This window comes from Halomonas sp. R57-5, assembly GCF_900070345.1.
Taxonomy (GTDB): Bacteria; Pseudomonadota; Gammaproteobacteria; order Pseudomonadales; family Halomonadaceae; genus Vreelandella; species Vreelandella ventosae_B.
Genome location: NZ_LN813019.1, coordinates 800,280 through 817,431, shown reverse-complemented (window position 1 = coordinate 817,431; position 17,152 = coordinate 800,280). Strand labels below are relative to the sequence as shown.

The 17,152-nt window shown below is 55.5% G+C and carries 14 protein-coding genes; 10 read left to right on the top strand and 4 right to left on the bottom strand.

The features are described from left to right. Positions 1 to 35 precede the first annotated feature (35 nt). Both HALO_RS03680 and HALO_RS03675 read right to left on the bottom strand, forming a co-directional pair. Positions 36 to 623: a DUF3306 domain-containing protein gene (locus tag HALO_RS03680; RefSeq protein WP_050713059.1), complete on the bottom strand. Its 588-nt coding sequence runs from the start codon at positions 621 to 623 to the stop codon at positions 36 to 38. Further along, entirely contained in the window at positions 620 to 1,060 is a 441-nt protein-coding gene (locus tag HALO_RS03675) for a DUF3305 domain-containing protein (RefSeq protein WP_050713058.1), read from the bottom strand. Before HALO_RS03675 ends, HALO_RS03680 begins: the two co-directional genes overlap by 4 nt. A gap of 194 nt (positions 1,061 to 1,254) precedes the next feature. Here HALO_RS03675 and HALO_RS03670 point away from each other — a divergent pair, with 194 nt between their 5' ends. The 5 genes from HALO_RS03670 to HALO_RS03650 are packed head-to-tail and all read left to right on the top strand — an operon-like array spanning position 1,255 to position 6,108. Further along, positions 1,255 to 2,142: a formate dehydrogenase accessory sulfurtransferase FdhD gene (locus HALO_RS03670; protein ID WP_050713057.1), complete on the top strand. Its 888-nt coding sequence runs from the start codon at positions 1,255 to 1,257 to the stop codon at positions 2,140 to 2,142. Next, complete coding sequence (mobA, locus tag HALO_RS03665) at positions 2,139 to 2,777, top strand: molybdenum cofactor guanylyltransferase MobA (protein ID WP_035580835.1); 639 nt, start codon at positions 2,139 to 2,141, stop codon at positions 2,775 to 2,777. Before HALO_RS03670 ends, mobA begins: the two co-directional genes overlap by 4 nt. Continuing rightward, positions 2,774 to 4,045 carry a molybdopterin molybdotransferase MoeA gene (gene moeA, locus HALO_RS03660; RefSeq protein ID WP_035580837.1) on the top strand — a complete coding sequence of 424 codons (1,272 nt, stop codon included), beginning with the start codon at positions 2,774 to 2,776 and terminating at the stop codon, positions 4,043 to 4,045. The genes mobA and moeA overlap by 4 nt, the downstream gene beginning before the upstream one ends. Beyond that, complete coding sequence (gene moaA, locus HALO_RS03655) at positions 4,042 to 5,076, top strand: GTP 3',8-cyclase MoaA (RefSeq protein WP_050714120.1); 1,035 nt, start codon at positions 4,042 to 4,044, stop codon at positions 5,074 to 5,076. Before moeA ends, moaA begins: the two co-directional genes overlap by 4 nt. Positions 5,077 to 5,079: 3 nt before the next feature. Then, positions 5,080 to 6,108 carry a CobW family GTP-binding protein gene (locus tag HALO_RS03650; protein WP_050713056.1) on the top strand — a complete coding sequence of 343 codons (1,029 nt, stop codon included), beginning with the start codon at positions 5,080 to 5,082 and terminating at the stop codon, positions 6,106 to 6,108. On the opposite strand, the gene HALO_RS03645 is transcribed toward HALO_RS03650, so the two are convergent. Then, a complete protein-coding gene (locus tag HALO_RS03645) occupies positions 6,105 to 8,813 on the bottom strand; it encodes a bifunctional diguanylate cyclase/phosphodiesterase (protein ID WP_050713055.1) in 2,709 nt (902 codons plus the stop codon). The genes HALO_RS03650 and HALO_RS03645 overlap by 4 nt on opposite strands. Positions 8,814 to 9,016: 203 nt before the next feature. Here HALO_RS03645 and HALO_RS03640 point away from each other — a divergent pair, with 203 nt between their 5' ends. Continuing rightward, positions 9,017 to 9,919, top strand: a complete 903-nt coding sequence (locus tag HALO_RS03640; RefSeq protein ID WP_035580846.1) for a LysR family transcriptional regulator — start codon at positions 9,017 to 9,019, stop codon at positions 9,917 to 9,919. Positions 9,920 to 9,952: 33 nt separating this feature from the next. Here HALO_RS03640 and HALO_RS03635 read toward each other — a convergent pair whose 3' ends face one another. Next, a complete protein-coding gene (locus HALO_RS03635) occupies positions 9,953 to 11,470 on the bottom strand; it encodes an NCS1 family nucleobase:cation symporter-1 (RefSeq protein ID WP_035580849.1) in 1,518 nt (505 codons plus the stop codon). Between the two features lie 571 nt (positions 11,471 to 12,041). Between HALO_RS03635 and HALO_RS03630 the strand changes: the two genes are divergently transcribed. The 4 genes from HALO_RS03630 to preA are packed head-to-tail and all read left to right on the top strand — an operon-like array spanning position 12,042 to position 17,141. After that, entirely contained in the window at positions 12,042 to 12,908 is an 867-nt protein-coding gene (locus tag HALO_RS03630; RefSeq protein ID WP_035580851.1) for a nitrilase-related carbon-nitrogen hydrolase, read from the top strand. A 34-nt stretch (positions 12,909 to 12,942) separates the two neighbouring features. After that, positions 12,943 to 14,382, top strand: coding sequence for a dihydropyrimidinase (gene hydA / locus HALO_RS03625; protein WP_050713054.1), 1,440 nt, complete (start codon positions 12,943 to 12,945; stop codon positions 14,380 to 14,382). Between the two features lie 48 nt (positions 14,383 to 14,430). Next, positions 14,431 to 15,810, top strand: a complete 1,380-nt coding sequence (locus HALO_RS03620; protein ID WP_035580856.1) for an NAD(P)-dependent oxidoreductase — start codon at positions 14,431 to 14,433, stop codon at positions 15,808 to 15,810. Continuing rightward, the gene (gene preA / locus HALO_RS03615) at positions 15,807 to 17,141 is read left to right on the top strand and encodes an NAD-dependent dihydropyrimidine dehydrogenase subunit PreA (RefSeq protein ID WP_050713053.1); all 1,335 of its coding nucleotides are present in this window, start codon (positions 15,807 to 15,809) and stop codon (positions 17,139 to 17,141) included. Before HALO_RS03620 ends, preA begins: the two co-directional genes overlap by 4 nt. Positions 17,142 to 17,152 lie beyond the last annotated feature (11 nt).

Genomic DNA, 17,152 nt, shown 5'->3' with positions numbered 1-17,152 from the left:
TCAAAATATTGATTTTTATAAGTTTAACGCCATTCTCATGTTTTCGTCTTAGGGCTAGATAAATAATCAGACTGGTCGTCTAGCGAAGCATTTTTTTCAGTGTTGTCACTATCAGTGAGTGTTGAGGGTTCGGCCCGCTTGTCGGCGGCTACCTCTTTTGGGGGTTCGGATTCGTCTAATGTTTTATCAACCGCCTCTTCCACTTTGTGGGTCCAACGGCGCAGTTTACTGGCGAGCTCGGATCCCATGGGCTTCAACAGTTTATTATAGTCGGCGTCGTAGTCATCCAGGCCGTCTCGGACGTTGTAGTTGCCGGTTGCCCATAGCCGTTTCAATGCTTGCCTGCGTAAAGGGCCACTGACTCCCGGTGCCATAAAGGCGCTGAAGTCACTGCCCGCGGCCAATGTATCCGGGTCAGGCAAGGTATGATCGAGGCTGCCTGGTTCTGGCGCTCGTTTTGGTTCTTGCGGTGTTTCAGATGCGGGTTGCGGCTGCTCGGCCTCATGATAAGCCGCAGCATCCGACTCCACSGACGCTTCATCACTGGGTGCGCCCGCGGTTGGCTCGKCCTTTTGCGTTGGTATATTACGCTTCAGCCGCGACCAGCGCTCTAAACGACTCATTCTGGCTGCTCCTTAGTGGGCATCTCTTTGGCGCGCCCTGCCCCTTTACGCTTTTTCTTGCGCATCTCCAGCGGCGCCTCGCCATGACGGGCAAGGTAGCTCTCAATCCATACCTGAATAGCCATGGGCATTGGCGATTCCAGCACCTGCTGTTCGCCATCCATCCAGCCCGCCGCGACGTCCTGGCTGGCGGTGATCGCATCCGGCTTGGGCGTTTGGCCGGTAAAGCCCGCACGCACAAATAGCCGTGGCGTCTTAGAGGTTAGGTTGAAACGGTAGGCTGCACGCTCTGTCATCGACAGCTGCAGATTAAGTACATTCTCGCCCTGGTCGCCCAGTGTAAGCTCAACAATACGCCACTGGGTCAGCGTAAAACTTTTCACCTGCTTGGGCTCGGCCACCAAGGTAATACTGATTGGGCGTAGGTTATCACTCATATATTTAAAAACCCTGAACCTTGAATGGATGGCATTTGAAAGACCAATACTTGTTAGCATAGTACTTATTTGGATAGTACTTATGAGGATGGTACTTATTAGGATAGCGCTTGAATGGGTAGACAAGTAAGCATCTCCAGCGCCATCATCGTCAACCCTGTCGTTTTGCGAGAACCATTTCGCGAGGATTACCCATGCCTGCCCTTCAGCCCACCCTGCAGATAAGCCGAGCCCGCTTACCGGCCACCACCGAGATTAGTATCGTTGACGAGTATGGCTATGCACGCCAGCAGGCGATCGCCGCTGAAAGAGCGCTGACGGTGTACCTCAACAAACGTGAAATTGTCACGCTGATGACACTGGGCGACGATCCGGAAGCCTTAGTCGTGGGCTATCTGCGCAATCAAGGGCTATTGCGTGCAGCCAACGATTTACAGGCAGTGCAGGTCGACTGGGACGTCGAAGCGGCGGTAGTGATTACTCGTCACCTGCCCGAAGATTTAGAAGCACGCTTAAGCACCCGCACGGTCACCACCGGCTGCGGTCAGGGCACGGTATTTGGCAAACTGCTCGACCAAACCGCGCTGACGGCGCTGCCTGATACCCAACTGGCTCAATCCACGCTCAATCAACTGCTGCAAAACCTTAACGCCTACAATGAGACGTATCGCAGCGCCGGGGCCGTTCACGGCTGCGCGCTCTGCCATCAAGCCAACGTGCTTGATTTTGTAGAGGACGTGGGGCGGCATAACGCGGTGGATACCTTAGCGGGACGCCAGTGGTTGCAGCAGGCGGACAGCGCCAGCGCAGATATCTTCTACACCACCGGACGACTAACCTCCGAGATGGTGCTGAAAGTGGCGCAAATGGGTATTAGCGTGCTGGTATCGCGCTCCGGCGTTACTCAAAAAGGCGTTGAGCTGGCCGAGCGCTTTGGGGKGATGCTGATCGCCCGCGCCAAAGGCCGCCACTTCCAGGCGATCAATACCCACAACCGCTTAACGCTGGACGCTATTCCAGCGAAGCCATCGCATGCCCGGTCATCTAGCCAAGCAAGCTTAACAAAAGAGACAAGCCCATGATTCCTACCCACGAACTCACCGGCATGATTCTCGCAGGCGGCGAAGGTCGCCGGATGGGCGGTCGCGACAAAGGGCTTGAGCCGTTCGCGGGCCTGCCACTCGTCGGCCATGTAGTGAAACGCCTTAAAGACCAGGTAGCCGAGCTGCTGATTAATGCCAACCGAAATGCCGACGCCTACCAGTTTTTTGCTGATCGTGTGATTGCTGATCAAGTAATGGACGATGAGGAAGGCGGCTTTAAAGGCCCGTTGATGGGCATCTATAGTGGCTTAAGGGCGGCAAAAACCCCCTGGTTACTGGTGACCCCCTGTGATTCTCCCGCCCTACCCGATGATTTAGTGGCGCGCATGGTAGAAGGTATTGCGTCTGAGCACGGCGAGCATGACATCGCCGTAGCCTTTGACGGTGAACGACTGCACCCCGTCGTTGCGTTAATACGCACCTCGCTCGCCGATGATTTGGCTGCCACCCTTGCCGAAGGTGAACGTAAAATTGACCGCTGGTACGCGCGTCACGACTGGTGCCGGGTCGATATGTCGGACTGCCCTGATGCGTTTGCCAATCTGAATACCGAGGAGGAGAAGCTTCACTTGGAAGCAACGCTGCTGAATACCTCAGCGAAGGAGGTTCGATGACGCTCTCCTGTTTTGATCTTGGCGAGCAGATGCTTAGCGTGGAAGAAGCACGCCATGCGCTTGCCACCCTGATTGAGCGCCCGCTAGGCAGCGAAAATATCCCTTTGGCACGGGCACACGGCCGCCGCTTGGCGGGGACCATTCAGGCACCCATTAACGTGCCACAAAACACTAATGCGGCCATGGATGGCGTCGCGTTAGCCTTACCTAGGGAAGGTGTTGGGGCCAAACAAACCCATTGGCCGCTTGCCGGTGAGGTGTTGGCCGGGCAGTACCGCCGGGAACTGGTACCAGCCGGTCACTGCGTGCGCATCACCACCGGCGCGCCATTACCGCCGGGCACAGACACAGTAGTGATGAGTGAACAACTGAGCGAACCGCTAGATGAGCAGCCTGAGCATGTGATCATTGAGTCGCCTGAGCGCCTCAAACACGGCCAGCATGTTCGCCAGGCCGGTGAAGATATTGCCATAGGTGACACGGCACTGCCTGAGGGGGCACGGCTTGATGCGGCATCCCTAGGACTTTTAGCCTCCTTGGGCTATGCCGAAATAACGGTGTGCCGACGCCCGAAGGTAGCGATCTTCTCCACCGGCAATGAAGTCACTGCCCCCGGCGATCCGTTACCTAAAGCAGGCATTTATGACGCCAATCGCTTTACGCTGATCGGATTACTTACCGAACAGGGTGCCGACGTCATCGACCTGGGCATTCTGCCGGACGACTTAGCAGCCACCACAGAAGCCCTTGAACAGGCCGCCGACCAGAGCGATTTGGTGATCTCCAGCGGCGGCGTTTCCGTCGGCCAAGCTGATTTTACCCGTGCGGCGCTGGAACAATTGGGCCGCCTGGCCTTCTGGCGCGTGGCGCTGCGCCCTGGCCGCCCTATGGCCTGTGGCTGGCTGGGCGCAAAACGTACGCCGTTTGTTGGCCTGCCCGGCAATCCGGTAGCCGTCATGGTAACCTTTCTACAGTTTGTGGCGCCGCTGCTGGATCAGCTTTGTGGGCAGCCGACAAGGCCGCCCCATCGCCTCAATGCGATAGCCGATGACGTTATAAAAAGCCGCTTGAGGCGTACTGATTTTATTCGCGGCATCTACCATACTGATGAGCAAGGGCAGCTACACGTGCGCAGCACCGGCGCCCAAGGTTCGGGCATTTTAACCTCGATGGTGGCTGCAAATTGCTTGATTGAGCTTGCCGACGACCAAGACGGCGCGCAACCAGGCGAGGTAGTCAGCATACAACCACTAACGGGATGGCTATGACCGAGCAACGATCCTTACAACAACCGTCTCAAACACGCGCTGATCAGCAGTTGATTGATGACTTTGGGCGGCGCATTAGCTACGTGCGAATCTCGGTCACCGATCGATGCGATTTCCGCTGCGTGTACTGTATGAGCGAGGAGATGACGTTTCTGCCCCGCGCCCAGGTACTCACGTTGGAAGAAATCGCCATGGTTGCCCGCGCCTTTACCGAGCTTGGGGTTGAGAAAATTCGTCTTACCGGAGGCGAGCCACTGGTGCGCCGTGGCATAGAGCAACTGGTGGATGAGATCGGCGCCATGCCAGGGCTTAACGMCTTCACCATGACCACCAATGGCGCCAGTCTGCGCAAGCACGCCAAGCAGCTCTACGCCAGCGGCCTGCGGCGACTGAACATCAGCCTGGATTCGCTGGATGCGGCGCGCTTTAAGCAGCTTACCCGCACCGGTGATCTGGCCAAAGTGATCGACGGTATTCACGCCGCTCAGGAAGCGGGCTTTAAGCGTATCAAGCTCAMCGCGGTGATTTTAAAAGGTCGCAACGACGACGAAGTCATCGACCTGGTCACCTTTGCCCGCCAGCAAGGTCTAGACATCAGCTTTATCGAAGAGATGCCGCTGGGCGATGTCTCCGACCACTCACGGGCGGAAACCTTCTACTCCAGCGACGATGTTCAAGAGTTGATCGAAACCCGCTACCCGCTGATCCCCACCACCGAAACCACACCGGGTCCCTCGCGCTACTTCAAAATGGCCGATAGCGACAGCCGCGTTGGGTTTATCTCCCCCCATAGCCACAACTTTTGTGACACCTGCAACCGGGTTCGAGTGACCGTGGAAGGCCGTTTGCTGCTTTGCTTAGGCAACGAACACTCGGTGGATTTGCGCGCCGTGCTGCGCCGCCACCCCGGCAATATGCAGGTGCTGAAAGAAGCGATTATCAACGCCCTGCCGCTTAAGCCGGAGCGCCACCACTTCACCACCGATGGCGATGTGCAGGTGGTACGCTTTATGAATATGACAGGGGGCTAGGCGTTGGCTCGGTCAGAAGAAAGCGCCAAACGAAAAGTGCCAGTACATATCATTACCGGCTTTCTGGGTAGCGGCAAAACTACGCTTATCCACAGTCTAATCGAACAGAAGCCTGTGGATGAAAAGTGGGCCATTCTGGTCAACGAGTTTGGCCAAATCGGTATCGACMAAGCCATGTTTGACGCCCGCGATGATGTGGTGGTGAAAGGCCTGCCCGGCGGCTGTTTGTGCTGCCAGCTCGCCTTTGTACTCCAGGCGGCACTGGTCAATCTACTCGCCCGCAGCAAGCCCGACCGGGTCATCATCGAACCCTCTGGTCTTGGCCACCCGGCAGGCCTACTGGACCTACTGCGCGGCGAAGCCTTTCAAGAGGTGGTGGAAGTGCGCGACATTATTGCCACGCTCGACCCACGCCGAATGGACGACACCCGCGCCCTACAGCACGACACCTTCCGCGATCAGCTCAATATGGCCGATGCCGTGGCATTGACCATGCTCGACCACAGCACCCACGAACAGCTCAGCGCCGCCCACGCTTTTGTGGCTGACCACTGGCCACCGCGAAAATGGGTGCAGGAAGTCCCGCAAGGCGAACTACCGATAGCGCTGCTGACCCAAAGCGGAAGCGCTGAAGCGCTCGATATCAGCGTACCCGCCAGTCATCAACAGTTGGCTGCAGCTCCCAGCTTACAAGGGTCATTCTTCGATTTTCCGCCCCCGCCCGGCAAGCCCCAACGGGAAACCGGCACCTCGCTGGGCTACACCAGCACCGGGTTACGCTGGCACCCAAGCGAGCGCTTCGAGCTGGATAGTTTAGCCAAATGTTTGGGCGAACTCCCCAAGGAGGCGCGCATTAAAGGCGTGTTTCATACCGATAGCGGCTGGAAACGCCTTAATCGCGCTGCTGGCACCTTAAGCATCGAAACCAGCGCATGGCGGCAAGACTCCCGGTTGGAAGTCATTCTTCCCGACACCTTGACGGTAGAGAGCCTGGATATCGAGCAATGTCGGCTCGCCCGCCACGATGGCTAATGGCCCATCATTAGCCGTTCAATCTCCTCGGCGGTGACCGGGCGTCCAAACAGATAGCCTTGATAAGCGTGGCAGTTATGGGCCAGCAGCCATGCCTGCTGCGCTTTGGTTTCAACCCCTTCCGCGATGACCTCGAGATTGAGGCTCTCTGCCAGGACAATGGTACTCTCAACAATCGCCGCGTTGGCTTGGCTTTCAAGCACCTGCTGAACAAAGGATTGATCGATCTTTAACTGATCAAGCGGCAACTGAGCCAAGTAGGCCAGTGACGAGTAGCCAGTGCCGAAATCATCCAGCGAGAAGCGCACCCCTTTGGCTTTCAGACTCAGCATTTTATCACGAGCGTCATCACGCGCTTCCACAAACAGTGACTCGGTCACTTCAAGCTTTAGCCGTTGAAGTGGCGCCTGAGTCCGTGCAAATACGCCTTCCACACGCTGCAAAAAGTTCTCATCGCGAAACTGCAGCGGGCTGATATTCACGGAGATAGTCAACTTGCTTAGCTGGGGGTGCTGCGCCCAGCGTGCTAGCTGATTGCAGGCATCTTCCAATACCCATTCGCCCACATCGTTGATCAGCCCAGAGCTTTCCAACAGCGGAATAAAATCACCTGGAGAAACCATGCCACGCTCGGGATGATGCCAGCGCAGCAGCGCTTCCACGCCATTGATCGCGCCGTGATGATCCACCTGGGGCTGGTAATAAAGCTGCCACTGCTGGCTAGCCTGGGCTTGGCGCAGATCCGCCTCTAATTTTACATGGGCGAGTAGCGCGGCCTGCATTGAAGGATTAAAAAAGCACACGCCATGGCGGCCACCGCTCTTAGCCTGAAAGAGCGCCATATCCACCTGCTGCAAATAATCATCTACGCCGTACTCATTGCTCGCCATAATCGCGATGCCGATACTACCGGTCACCGTGATGCTCTCTTCGGCAAGAGTGATTGGCGCATTAAGGGTTGCCAGCAATTTATGCGCGATACGCTCCGCAAGCCGTGTAGTTTGGGCGTAATTGCTATCAACGCCTTCAATCAACACCGCAAACTCATCGCTACCCAGGCGGGCCAAGGTATCGGTATCGCGCAGCATCTGCCCGAGCCGCCGAGCAACGCTCTGTAACACCTGGTCTCCCGCATAGTGCCCCAGAGTGTCATTGATTTGCTTGAAATTATCGATGTCGATAAATAACAGCGCACCGCAACGCTGATGGCGCTGAAGCTCTTTAAGGGCGGTACCGATGCGATCCATAAACAGGCGCCGATTCGCCAAGCCGGTTAAGGTGTCATAAAACGCCAGTTGATGGATCTCCTGCTCAGCGGCTTTACGCTCGCTGATGTCACTCATGGTGGCCACGTAATGAGTCAATGCGCCCTCTACGCTGTACACCGCGCTGATAGTTAGCCACTCGGGGAACAGTTCACCGTTCTTACGCTGGTTCCATATCTCACCTTCCCAATTACCGGTTTTGATAACACGCTTCCATAAACGGCGATAAAAGGCTGAGTTTTGTAAGCCAGAACTAAACATACGCGGGTTGTTACCGACTATCTCGGCTTCGCTGTAGCCGGTAATCCGGCTGAAGGTCTCGTTAACCTTGAGAATGATGCCCTGGGGATCGGTAATCAGGATGCCTAAGTGCGTTTGGAAAGCGGCAGCGGCGATTTGCGCCTCGGCACGCGCTTGCTCACGCTCTTCAATACGCTGGCGTAATTGATGCGCTAACGCTAAACGGTTCAGGTAGTGGCGTGCCCCCCAAGCGCCCAGCAAAGCAATGACGACCATCACTAGCGTTAAAATCAGAGCACGCTGCCGCCAGGCCGATAGCAATTCGTGAAGGTCAACACCGACCACGGCCAGCATGGGATACTCGCCTACTCTCAGCATGCGAAACAGCCGTTTTCGGCCATCAATAGGTGAGTCAATATTGATTGACCAAGTAGACTCGCCACGGGCTAGCCACTCGGTCGTTTCGGGGCTTACAATTTGGCTGCCGGTGGTAAATTGCTCTTCCGGTATCGGGTACCGAGCAATAAATTTCAAACCGGGGKCGMCCAGGGCAATACTCTCGCCGTCGTAGACACTCATCTGCTCAAGCGAGTCGGCAAATACTTCAGGAACAATGCTAGAAATGGCCACCCCTGCAAATTCTCCGGCCGAGGTCTCTAATCGTCGGCCATGGTACAGATAGTAGCGCTGATCAATGTCAGACCAGTAAAGCGGGGTAATCAGCTCCTCCTGCCCTGCTTGCTTAAAGGCATTAAAAAACGCTGACTCGCTGACATCAGCATTCGCTCTTCGGTTGACGCGACCGCTCGCCACTAAACGCCCTTCAGAGTCCACAACAGCGATTGCATCCACCATAGGGACATACAGGGTCAAGTTTTCTAATGCGCGCTGAAACGCCTGGATATTGTCACCCTCAGGCATCCCTTGTAGTGCTAGCAGTTCCGCAAGCCCAAACAGCGCTTGCCCGCTTTGTGCGAACACGCCTTTCGCCCACTCAGTGACCACATTAGCGCGGGCGGTAATACGTGATTCGGCGGCCTCAATTTCCTGCTTATGCTGTTCACTCAGCAACCAACCGAACAGCACCACCATGACGAACAGAGCTAACAGATATAACGCAATCACATGACGTCGCTGCTGGCGGTAGGTCTTGGTAGCCTTCAAAACATCATCATTTACATTAATGGGAGTCACGGACATCGCATAGAAGCCTTATTCAGGTAACCCATCGGGACACCTGATACAGTGTAAAAAGTAACCATAAACAACACATAGCGCGCGTTGACACGTCGCTTTGACCGATAGTGCCGCGGCGCTTTTAGGATGTATATCAGTTTTTATCACCGTTAATGCACTGAAAAGCGTGACGTTATGCGTTGATAGCCGACTACCAGGGAATTGTTATGGCATCACTGGGCCAAATGAGCGACTACGAGATACGCCTCATCCGTATTTTTAAGACGGTCGTTGAGTGCGGCGGCTTTACCGCGGCGGAAACCACGCTGGGGATTAGCCGTTCGGCGATTAGCCAGCATATGAACGACCTGGAAGGACGGCTGGGCTTTTCGCTCTGCCAGCGCGGGCGTGGCGGGTTTAGTTTAACCGAAGAGGGCAAAGAGATTTATCAAGCGGGACTAACATTATTGACCGCGCTTGAAACCTTCAAAAGTGACGTTAACGCCCTGCATCAAACGATTAAAGGTGAGCTGAATATCGGCATCACCGACAACCTGGTGACGCTGCCCGCCATGCACGTGACCAATGCGCTGGCTGAGCTTAGCGCGCCAGAGCATGAGGTCACACTGCATATTCATATGGAGCCTTCGGATGCGGTTATTCGCGGCGTGATGGATGGCCACTTGCATGTAGGTGTAGTGCCAGCGGTTAACTTGCCCACCAGTTTAGAAGCGCGCCACCTCTATGATGAGCCATCGTATCTTTACTGCGCGGCTGGCCATCCGCTATTTGCCGAACACGATGATACACTCAGCTTTGCGGATATCACCGAGCAGGCCGCTATTTCGCCTCGCTATCCGCTACCGGTTGAGGCACGCCAAGCGCATGATGCGCTAAGCCTGCGCGCTTCGGCCTCTGACCGCGAGGGCGCCGCTTTTTTGATTCTTACCGGGCGCTTTATCGGCTTTCTGCCTGAGCATGTCGCTGCACAGTGGGTGGCCGCAGGTAAGATGCGGGCACTGCATGCCGCTACCCAGCACTACCGCATTCCGTTTGTACTGATTACCCGCCACGACCGACGCCCCAACCGCGTCGTTGATGCTTTTCTGCGCTTAATCAAGAGCAGCTAAAGCAAAACCCGGCACGAAGCCGGGTTTCGTTGTTTAACTCTGCTCTGTCGCCTCGCTCGCCATTATTGGCGCGGGCCCCGCCTGAGGCGACGATGCCAGCACTTGGCTTGCCACATAGTAAACAATGGCCCCCAGCGCCGAACCGGTAAACCAGCCGTAATCATAGAACCAGTTCATCGTGCCGGTTAACAGCGAAATTAAGGTGAGCAACACCGGGACGCCAAAAGCGATAAAACCCGCGATGTTGACCGCAGGATAGGCATGGCTGTCCATATACAGGCTCGGTATATCCAAACGCTGCTTTTTAATCAGGAAGTAATCCACCGCCATAATCCCCGCGATGGGCCCGAGTAGGCTTGAATAGCCCAGCAGCCAGTTGGAGTACATCTGCTCAAGGGAAACCCCAGGCGGGATAACACCCGCTTTTTGCAGCAGATCGTAGCCCATCAGCAACACGCCTACCGCACCGGTCATGAGTACACCGCGGGTCTGATTAATCAATTTAGGCGCGATATTCTGAAAATCATTGGTCGGCGAGACGATATTAGAGGCAGTGTTGGTAGAAATCGTGGCGATAATGATCAATAGCATCGCTAATACCACCCAGAAGGGGCTGTCGATATAGCCAATCAAACGTACTGGATCAGCAACCGTCTGGCCCACCAGCGTCTCGGATGCAGCAGTTAACACCACCCCCAGCGCGGCAAAGAAAAACATCGTCAGCGGCAGACCGATAACCTGGCCGACGATCTGATCTTTTTGGCTTTTGGCAAAGCGACTGAAATCGGGAATATTAAGCGATAGCGTGGCCCAAAAACCCACCATGGCGGTTAAGCCTGCGAAGAAATAACCGTACACCGATGCCCCTTCAGGCCGCGACGGCGGCTGAGCTAATAGCTCGGTCATTGACATGTTGGGCCACGCCCAAATCATCAGCCCAACCCCAACGGCTAACAGCAGCGGTGCGGCCAGGGTTTCCAGCCACTTGATCGACTCCGCCCCGCGAATGACCACATAGAGGTTCATCGCGCCAAAGACAAAAAAGCCGATCACTTCGCCCACGCCGCCAAGCGCAGCCCAAGCGGGAATTAACTCAGAGAGCAGCAGATGAATGGCCAGCCCGCCAAACATGGTTTGAATACCAAACCAACCGCAACCGACTAAGGCGCGTACCAGACAAGGCACGTTGGAGCCTAAAATACCGAACGATGAGCGCAGTACCACGGGAAACGGGATCCCAAACTTAGTACCGGGGAAGGCGTTTAAGGTGAGAGGAATCAGCACGATCACGTTGGCTAACAGAATGGCGAATAGGGCCTCCCTCACGCTCAACCCAAAGTAAGCGGTTAATACCCCACCCAAGGTATAGGTGGGCACACAGATCGACATACCTACCCATAGCGCCGCAATATTCCACTTACTCCAGGTACGCTCGCTGGCCTGGGTAGGGGCAATATCCTCATTAAAACGTGAACTACTGCGCACGTCGTCCCCTACATCAAGCTCTATCAGTCCGTCTCGATCCACCATCTGAGAGGTTGTTTCGGTCATTTTTTATCTCCTCAGCATTGCGTTGTCCATCACTCCCACGGTCAGTGGAGCTGTTCGAAAAGACGCTTAGAAATCATGGCTCTTAGAAGCGAAGCAATAAGTGTGCCTACCCATAAAAGCAGGGCGACTAACTCGTTGATTAAAAAGCTGTCTTTATAGACAACAATATTATTGTTAGCTTGTTACCTTTTCGTCTTTCCCACCTCAAACAAAAACCAATTAAACAAAGCTAGGTCAAAAAAAATATTTGCACCAATATTAAACAAAAAAACACGACATTCATTCATTAAAAATATATTAACCACATGATTTAAAATAAAAAAACAGATCAATCAAAACGGTGCAAGGGTTCACCAAAAAAGTGAATACTCCTGCACAGAACAATAAAAACAAACAAACTCAAAGAGTTAAACGTGATTGTAAAAATCGCATTTTAAGACTTGCTAAAACCATCAAGCCAGCGATACTTTCAACAAAAGCTGTCAGATTAGTCAGCTTTATAATATTAATTCTCAACGCCTGAACACGCTTTAAATCAACAATCAGAATCAAACATCAGAGGGAGTGTCTCATGCAGAAGATGAAAATAGGCTTGATTCAAATGGGTCTGAAAACCAGCACCGATTTGGAACCCGAAGCCATCCGCGATGCGATGAACGAAGCGCATCTGCCGATGATTCAGCAAGCAGCTGATCAAGGCGTACAGGTACTGTGTTTCCAGGAAGTGTTTAACCAACCCTACTTTTGCCCCAGCCAGGACGGCAAATGGTACGCCGCCGCGGAGCGGGTGCCGGAAGGTCCTACCTGTCAGATGATGCAAAAACTCGCCGCTGAGCATCGCATGGTGATTATCGTGCCGGTGTATGAAGAGACCGAAACCGGTGTTTATTACAACACCGCAGCGGTGTTCGACGCTGACGGCAGCTACCTGGGCAAATACCATAAAACCCATATCCCGCAAGTGGCCGGTTTTTGGGAAAAATTCTTCTTTAAACCGGGGCAATCCAACTGGCCGGTATTCGATACCGCCTACGGCAAAATCGGCGTGTATATCTGCTACGACCGCCACTTTCCTGAAGGCTGGCGGGCACTGGCGCTTAACGGTGCCGAGGTGATTTTCAACCCCTCCGCCACCGTGGCAGGGCTTTCCCAATATTTATGGGAACTTGAACAGCCCGCCTCGGCCGCCGCCAACGGCTGTTTTATCGCTGCCATCAACCGCGTGGGCACCGAGGCACCGTGGAATATCGGCGATTTCTACGGCTCCAGTTACATCGTTAACCCCCGCGGAAAAATCGAAGCCCAGGCCAGCGAGACCGAAGACGAGCTACTGGTCCACGAGATCGACTTGGATATGGTCCGCGAGGTACGCAACAACTGGCAGTTCTTCCGCGACCGTCGTCCGGAAACCTACACCCGCCTGACAGACGGMGAATAATTCCGTTGACGAAACAAGCTAACAGGAGCGAACCATGAGCCTATTGATCAAGGGCGGCACGGTGGTAACCCACGCAGATACCTATCGCGCTGACGTGCTGTGTATCGACGGTAAAATTCACGCTATTGGCACCGACTTAGATGTCCCCACTGATTGCGAGATCGTCGATGCCAGCGACCAGCTGGTAATGCCCGGCGGCATCGACCCGCATACTCATATGCAGATGCCCTTTATGGGCGCAGTAGCCAGCGAAGATTTCTACACCGGCACTGCCGCCGCCATGGCGGGTGGCACTACCACGATTATCGACTTCGTGATCCCCAGCCCCGGCCAGTCGTTGCTGGAAGCATTTGAAACCTGGCAGGGCTGGGCGGAAAAAGCCGCCACTGACTTCGCCTTCCACGTGGCCATTACCTGGTGGGACGAAAGCGTTAAAGAGGAGATGGGCACCCTGGTACGCGACCACGGCGTTAACAGCTTTAAGCACTTTATGGCCTACAAAGGCGCCATCATGGCCACCGATGACATTCTGGTGGAGAGCTTTTCGCGCTGCCTGGAGCTGGGCGCGGTGCCCACGGTACACGCGGAAAACGGCGAACTGGTCTACCACATGCAGCAGAAACTGCTCGCCCAAGGCATTACCGGACCGGAAGCACACCCGCTCTCCCGTCCGCCCCAGGTGGAAGGCGAAGCGGCCAGCCGTGCCATTCGCATTGCCACGACCCTAGGCGCGCCGGTGTATCTGGTGCATGTTTCCACCAAAGACGCAGTGGATGAGATCGCCTACGCCCGCCAGCAGGGCCACCCGGTGTTTGGCGAGTGCTTGGCTGGGCATTTGGTGATTGACGACAGTGTCTATCAACACCCTGACTGGGCAACGGCAGCGGCCCACGTAATGAGCCCCCCCTTTCGCCCCAAAGGCCATCAGGAAGCGCTGTGGCAGGGCCTGCAGTCCGGCAACTTGCAGACCACCGCCACCGACCACTGCTGCTTTTGTGAGGAGCAAAAASCCGCCGGTAAAGATGACTTTACCAAGATCCCCAACGGCACCGCAGGGGTAGAAGACCGCCTAGCCGTCATCTGGGACGAAGGCGTCAATACCGGCAAGCTCTCGGCCCAGGAATTTGTTGCCATTACATCTACCAATACCGCCAAGATTTTTAATCTCTACCCACGCAAGGGTGCGATTCAGGTCGGTTCTGATGCCGATATTGTGGTCTGGGATCCCAACGGCACCCGGACGATTTCTGCCAAAACCCATCATCAAAACGTCGATTTCAATATCTTCGAGGGTAAAACCGTGCGCGGTATCGCTCGCCACACCATCAGCAAGGGCAAGTGGGTATGGCGTGACGGAGACCTACGCGCCGAGCGCGGTGCAGGCCGCTATTTAGAACGCCCCGCCTACCCCGGCGTGTTCGAGCTGCTGGCCAAGCGTGCCGAGCTTAATGCCCCCGTCGCCGTCAAACGATAACTGGCGCTTAATAACTGTTGTTTCTATAAAAATAGCGGAGTCTCTACCGTGACTAGCCAACTGAACCACCTACCCAGCGCAAAAGAGGTCGGCACTTACGACCCGCACACGCTGGAAAGCAACTTTAGCGATCTTCACCCGCCATTAACCTCGCGCCAGGCAATTATCGAAAGCCAGCGCTGCCTTTACTGCTATGACGCGCCCTGCGTGGAGGCCTGCCCCTCGGATATCGATATTCCGAGCTTTATTCGCCAAATCAGCGACAACAATATCAACGGTGCGGCAGAAACCATTCTGGAAGCCAATATCCTCGGCGGTAGCTGTGCCCGGGTGTGCCCCACCGAAATTCTTTGCGAGCGCAGCTGCGTACGTAATCACGACGCCGAGTGCCAACCAGTGCTAATCGGACTGTTACAGCGTCACGCCACCGACAATATGCAGTTCGATAGCCACCCCTTTAAGCGCGCTGCCAGCACTGGCCGCCATATAGCCGTCGTCGGCGCTGGGCCAGCGGGGCTCTCCTGCGCGCATCGGTTGGCGATGTTCGGCCACCAGGTGACCATTTTTGAAGCGGAGCAAAAGCCTGGAGGGCTCAATGAGTACGGCATTGCCCGCTACAAGATGACCGATGATTTCGCCCATAAAGAGGTGGAATTTCTACTGGAGATTGGCGGTATCGACATCCAGTACGGGCAGCGCCTTGGCGACAACCTTGAACTCGCTACCCTGCACACGCAGTACGACAGCGTATTCCTCGGTTTGGGCCTGGGTGCCAGCCGCGCGTTGGGGCTAACGGGTGACGATGCGCCAGGTCTTATGCCCGCAGTGGACTACATCAAAACCCTGCGCCAAGCCGATGACCTGGGCAACCTCGCCGTGGCTAAGCGCTGCATTGTGATTGGCGCGGGCAATACCGCCATTGATATGGCCACCCAAATGGCGCGCTTGGGGTCGAGCGAGGTAACGCTGGTCTATCGCCGTGGCGTTGAGGCGATGTCGGCCACCGACCACGAGCAGGAGATCGCCAAAGCCAACGGCGTGCGTATGATCACTTGGGCGCAGCCCGACGAGATTCTGCTGGATAATCAGGGCCGTGTCGCAGGTATGCGCTTTGCCAAGACCGCCGATCAAGCAGGACGATTAACGCCCACCGGGGAAACCTTCGAGATCGCCGCCGACGCCATTTTCACCGCTATCGGCCAAGGCTTCGAGGGCGAAAGCCTCCGCGACACTACCGCCGCCGAGCTGGCTCGCGACGGCGAACGCATTCACGTCGATGAGATGTTCCAAACGTCACTACCCAATGTTTACGCTGGCGGCGACTGCGTAAAACCCGGCCAGGATCTCACCGTACAAGCCGTGCAACACGGCAAGTTGGCGGCCCACGCCATTCATCAAGCGCTCGCCGCTAAGCAGGAGGCCGCATGAAGACCACCCCTCTCTCTTTCCCAGGTAAGAAAAACAGCGGCGACAGCGTCGTCAACGGCGTTGATCTGTCGGTTAACTTTGCCGGAATCAAAGCGCCCAATCCGTTCTGGCTAGCCTCAGCGCCGCCCACCGATAAAGCCTACAACGTGATACGCGCCTATGAAGCTGGCTGGGGCGGCGTGGTATGGAAAACTCTTGGCGAAGAGCCACCTGCGGTGAACGTTTCGTCGCGCTATTCGGCCCACTACGGTAAGAACCGCGAGGTGATCGGCTTTAACAACATTGAGCTGATTACCGACCGTTCGCTGGAAATCAATCTGAAAGAGATCACCCAGGTGAAGAAGGATTGGCCCGACCGTGCGCTGATCGTCTCCATCATGGTGCCCTGTAATGAAGAGGCTTGGGCGTACATTCTGCCACTGGTGGAAGCCACCGGAGCGGACGGCATCGAACTCAACCTGGGCTGCCCCCACGGCATGCCGGAGCGCGGCATGGGCGCAGCAGTGGGCCAAAACCCTGATCTGATAGAAAAAGTCACCTACTGGTGTAAAAAGCACTACTCCAAGCCGGTTATCGTGAAACTGACGCCCAATATCACTGATATCCGTGTAGGCGCACAGGCAGCGCTGCGGGGTGGCGCCGATGCGGTCTCGTTGATCAACACCATCAACTCGATCACCAGTATCGACCTGGATAATATGGTTGCCAAACCCACGGTGGGCCACCAGAGTACTCACGGCGGCTACTGCGGCAGCGCCGTCAAACCCATCGCGATGAACATGGTGGCGGAAATCGCCCGCGACCCGGCGACGCCTACGCTGCCTATTTCCGGTATTGGCGGCATCTCCACCTGGCGGGATGCGGCGGAGTTTATCGCACTCGGTTCCGGCAGTGTGCAGGTATGCACTGCAGCAATGCTCAACGGCTTCCGCATTGTGGAAGAGATGAAAGATGGTCTTTCTCGTTGGATGGCGGAAAAAGGCTACGACTCCATTGAGGCGTTTTCCCGCAAGGCGATATCGCAAACCACCGACTGGAAACACCTGGATATCAACTTCAAGACCATCGCCAAGATCGACCAGGATTTGTGCATCGAGTGCGGCCGCTGTTATATCGCCTGCGAGGATACCTCCCACCAGTCGATTGCCAAACTCACCGAGCAGGACGGCGCGCGCCGCTATGAAGTGATTGAAGAGGAGTGCGTGGGTTGCAACTTGTGCCAGATCACCTGCCCAGTGGAAAACTGCATCACCATGGTGCCTCAAGAGACTGGCCAACCCTTCCTAGCCTGGGATAACGACCCGCGTAACCCTTTCCGTGTCGCCTCTTAAGCGTCATTTTA

Coding starts and splice junctions, on each gene's coding strand:
- HALO_RS03675 (WP_050713058.1), bottom strand. CDS start 1,060: ATGAGTGATAACCTACGCCCAATCAGTATTACCTTGGTGGCCGAGCCC.
- mobA (WP_035580835.1), top strand. CDS start 2,139: ATGATTCCTACCCACGAACTCACCGGCATGATTCTCGCAGGCGGCGAA.
- moeA (WP_035580837.1), top strand. CDS start 2,774: ATGACGCTCTCCTGTTTTGATCTTGGCGAGCAGATGCTTAGCGTGGAA.
- HALO_RS03640 (WP_035580846.1), top strand. CDS start 9,017: ATGGCATCACTGGGCCAAATGAGCGACTACGAGATACGCCTCATCCGT.
- HALO_RS03635 (WP_035580849.1), bottom strand. CDS start 11,470: ATGACCGAAACAACCTCTCAGATGGTGGATCGAGACGGACTGATAGAG.
- preA (WP_050713053.1), top strand. CDS start 15,807: ATGAAGACCACCCCTCTCTCTTTCCCAGGTAAGAAAAACAGCGGCGAC.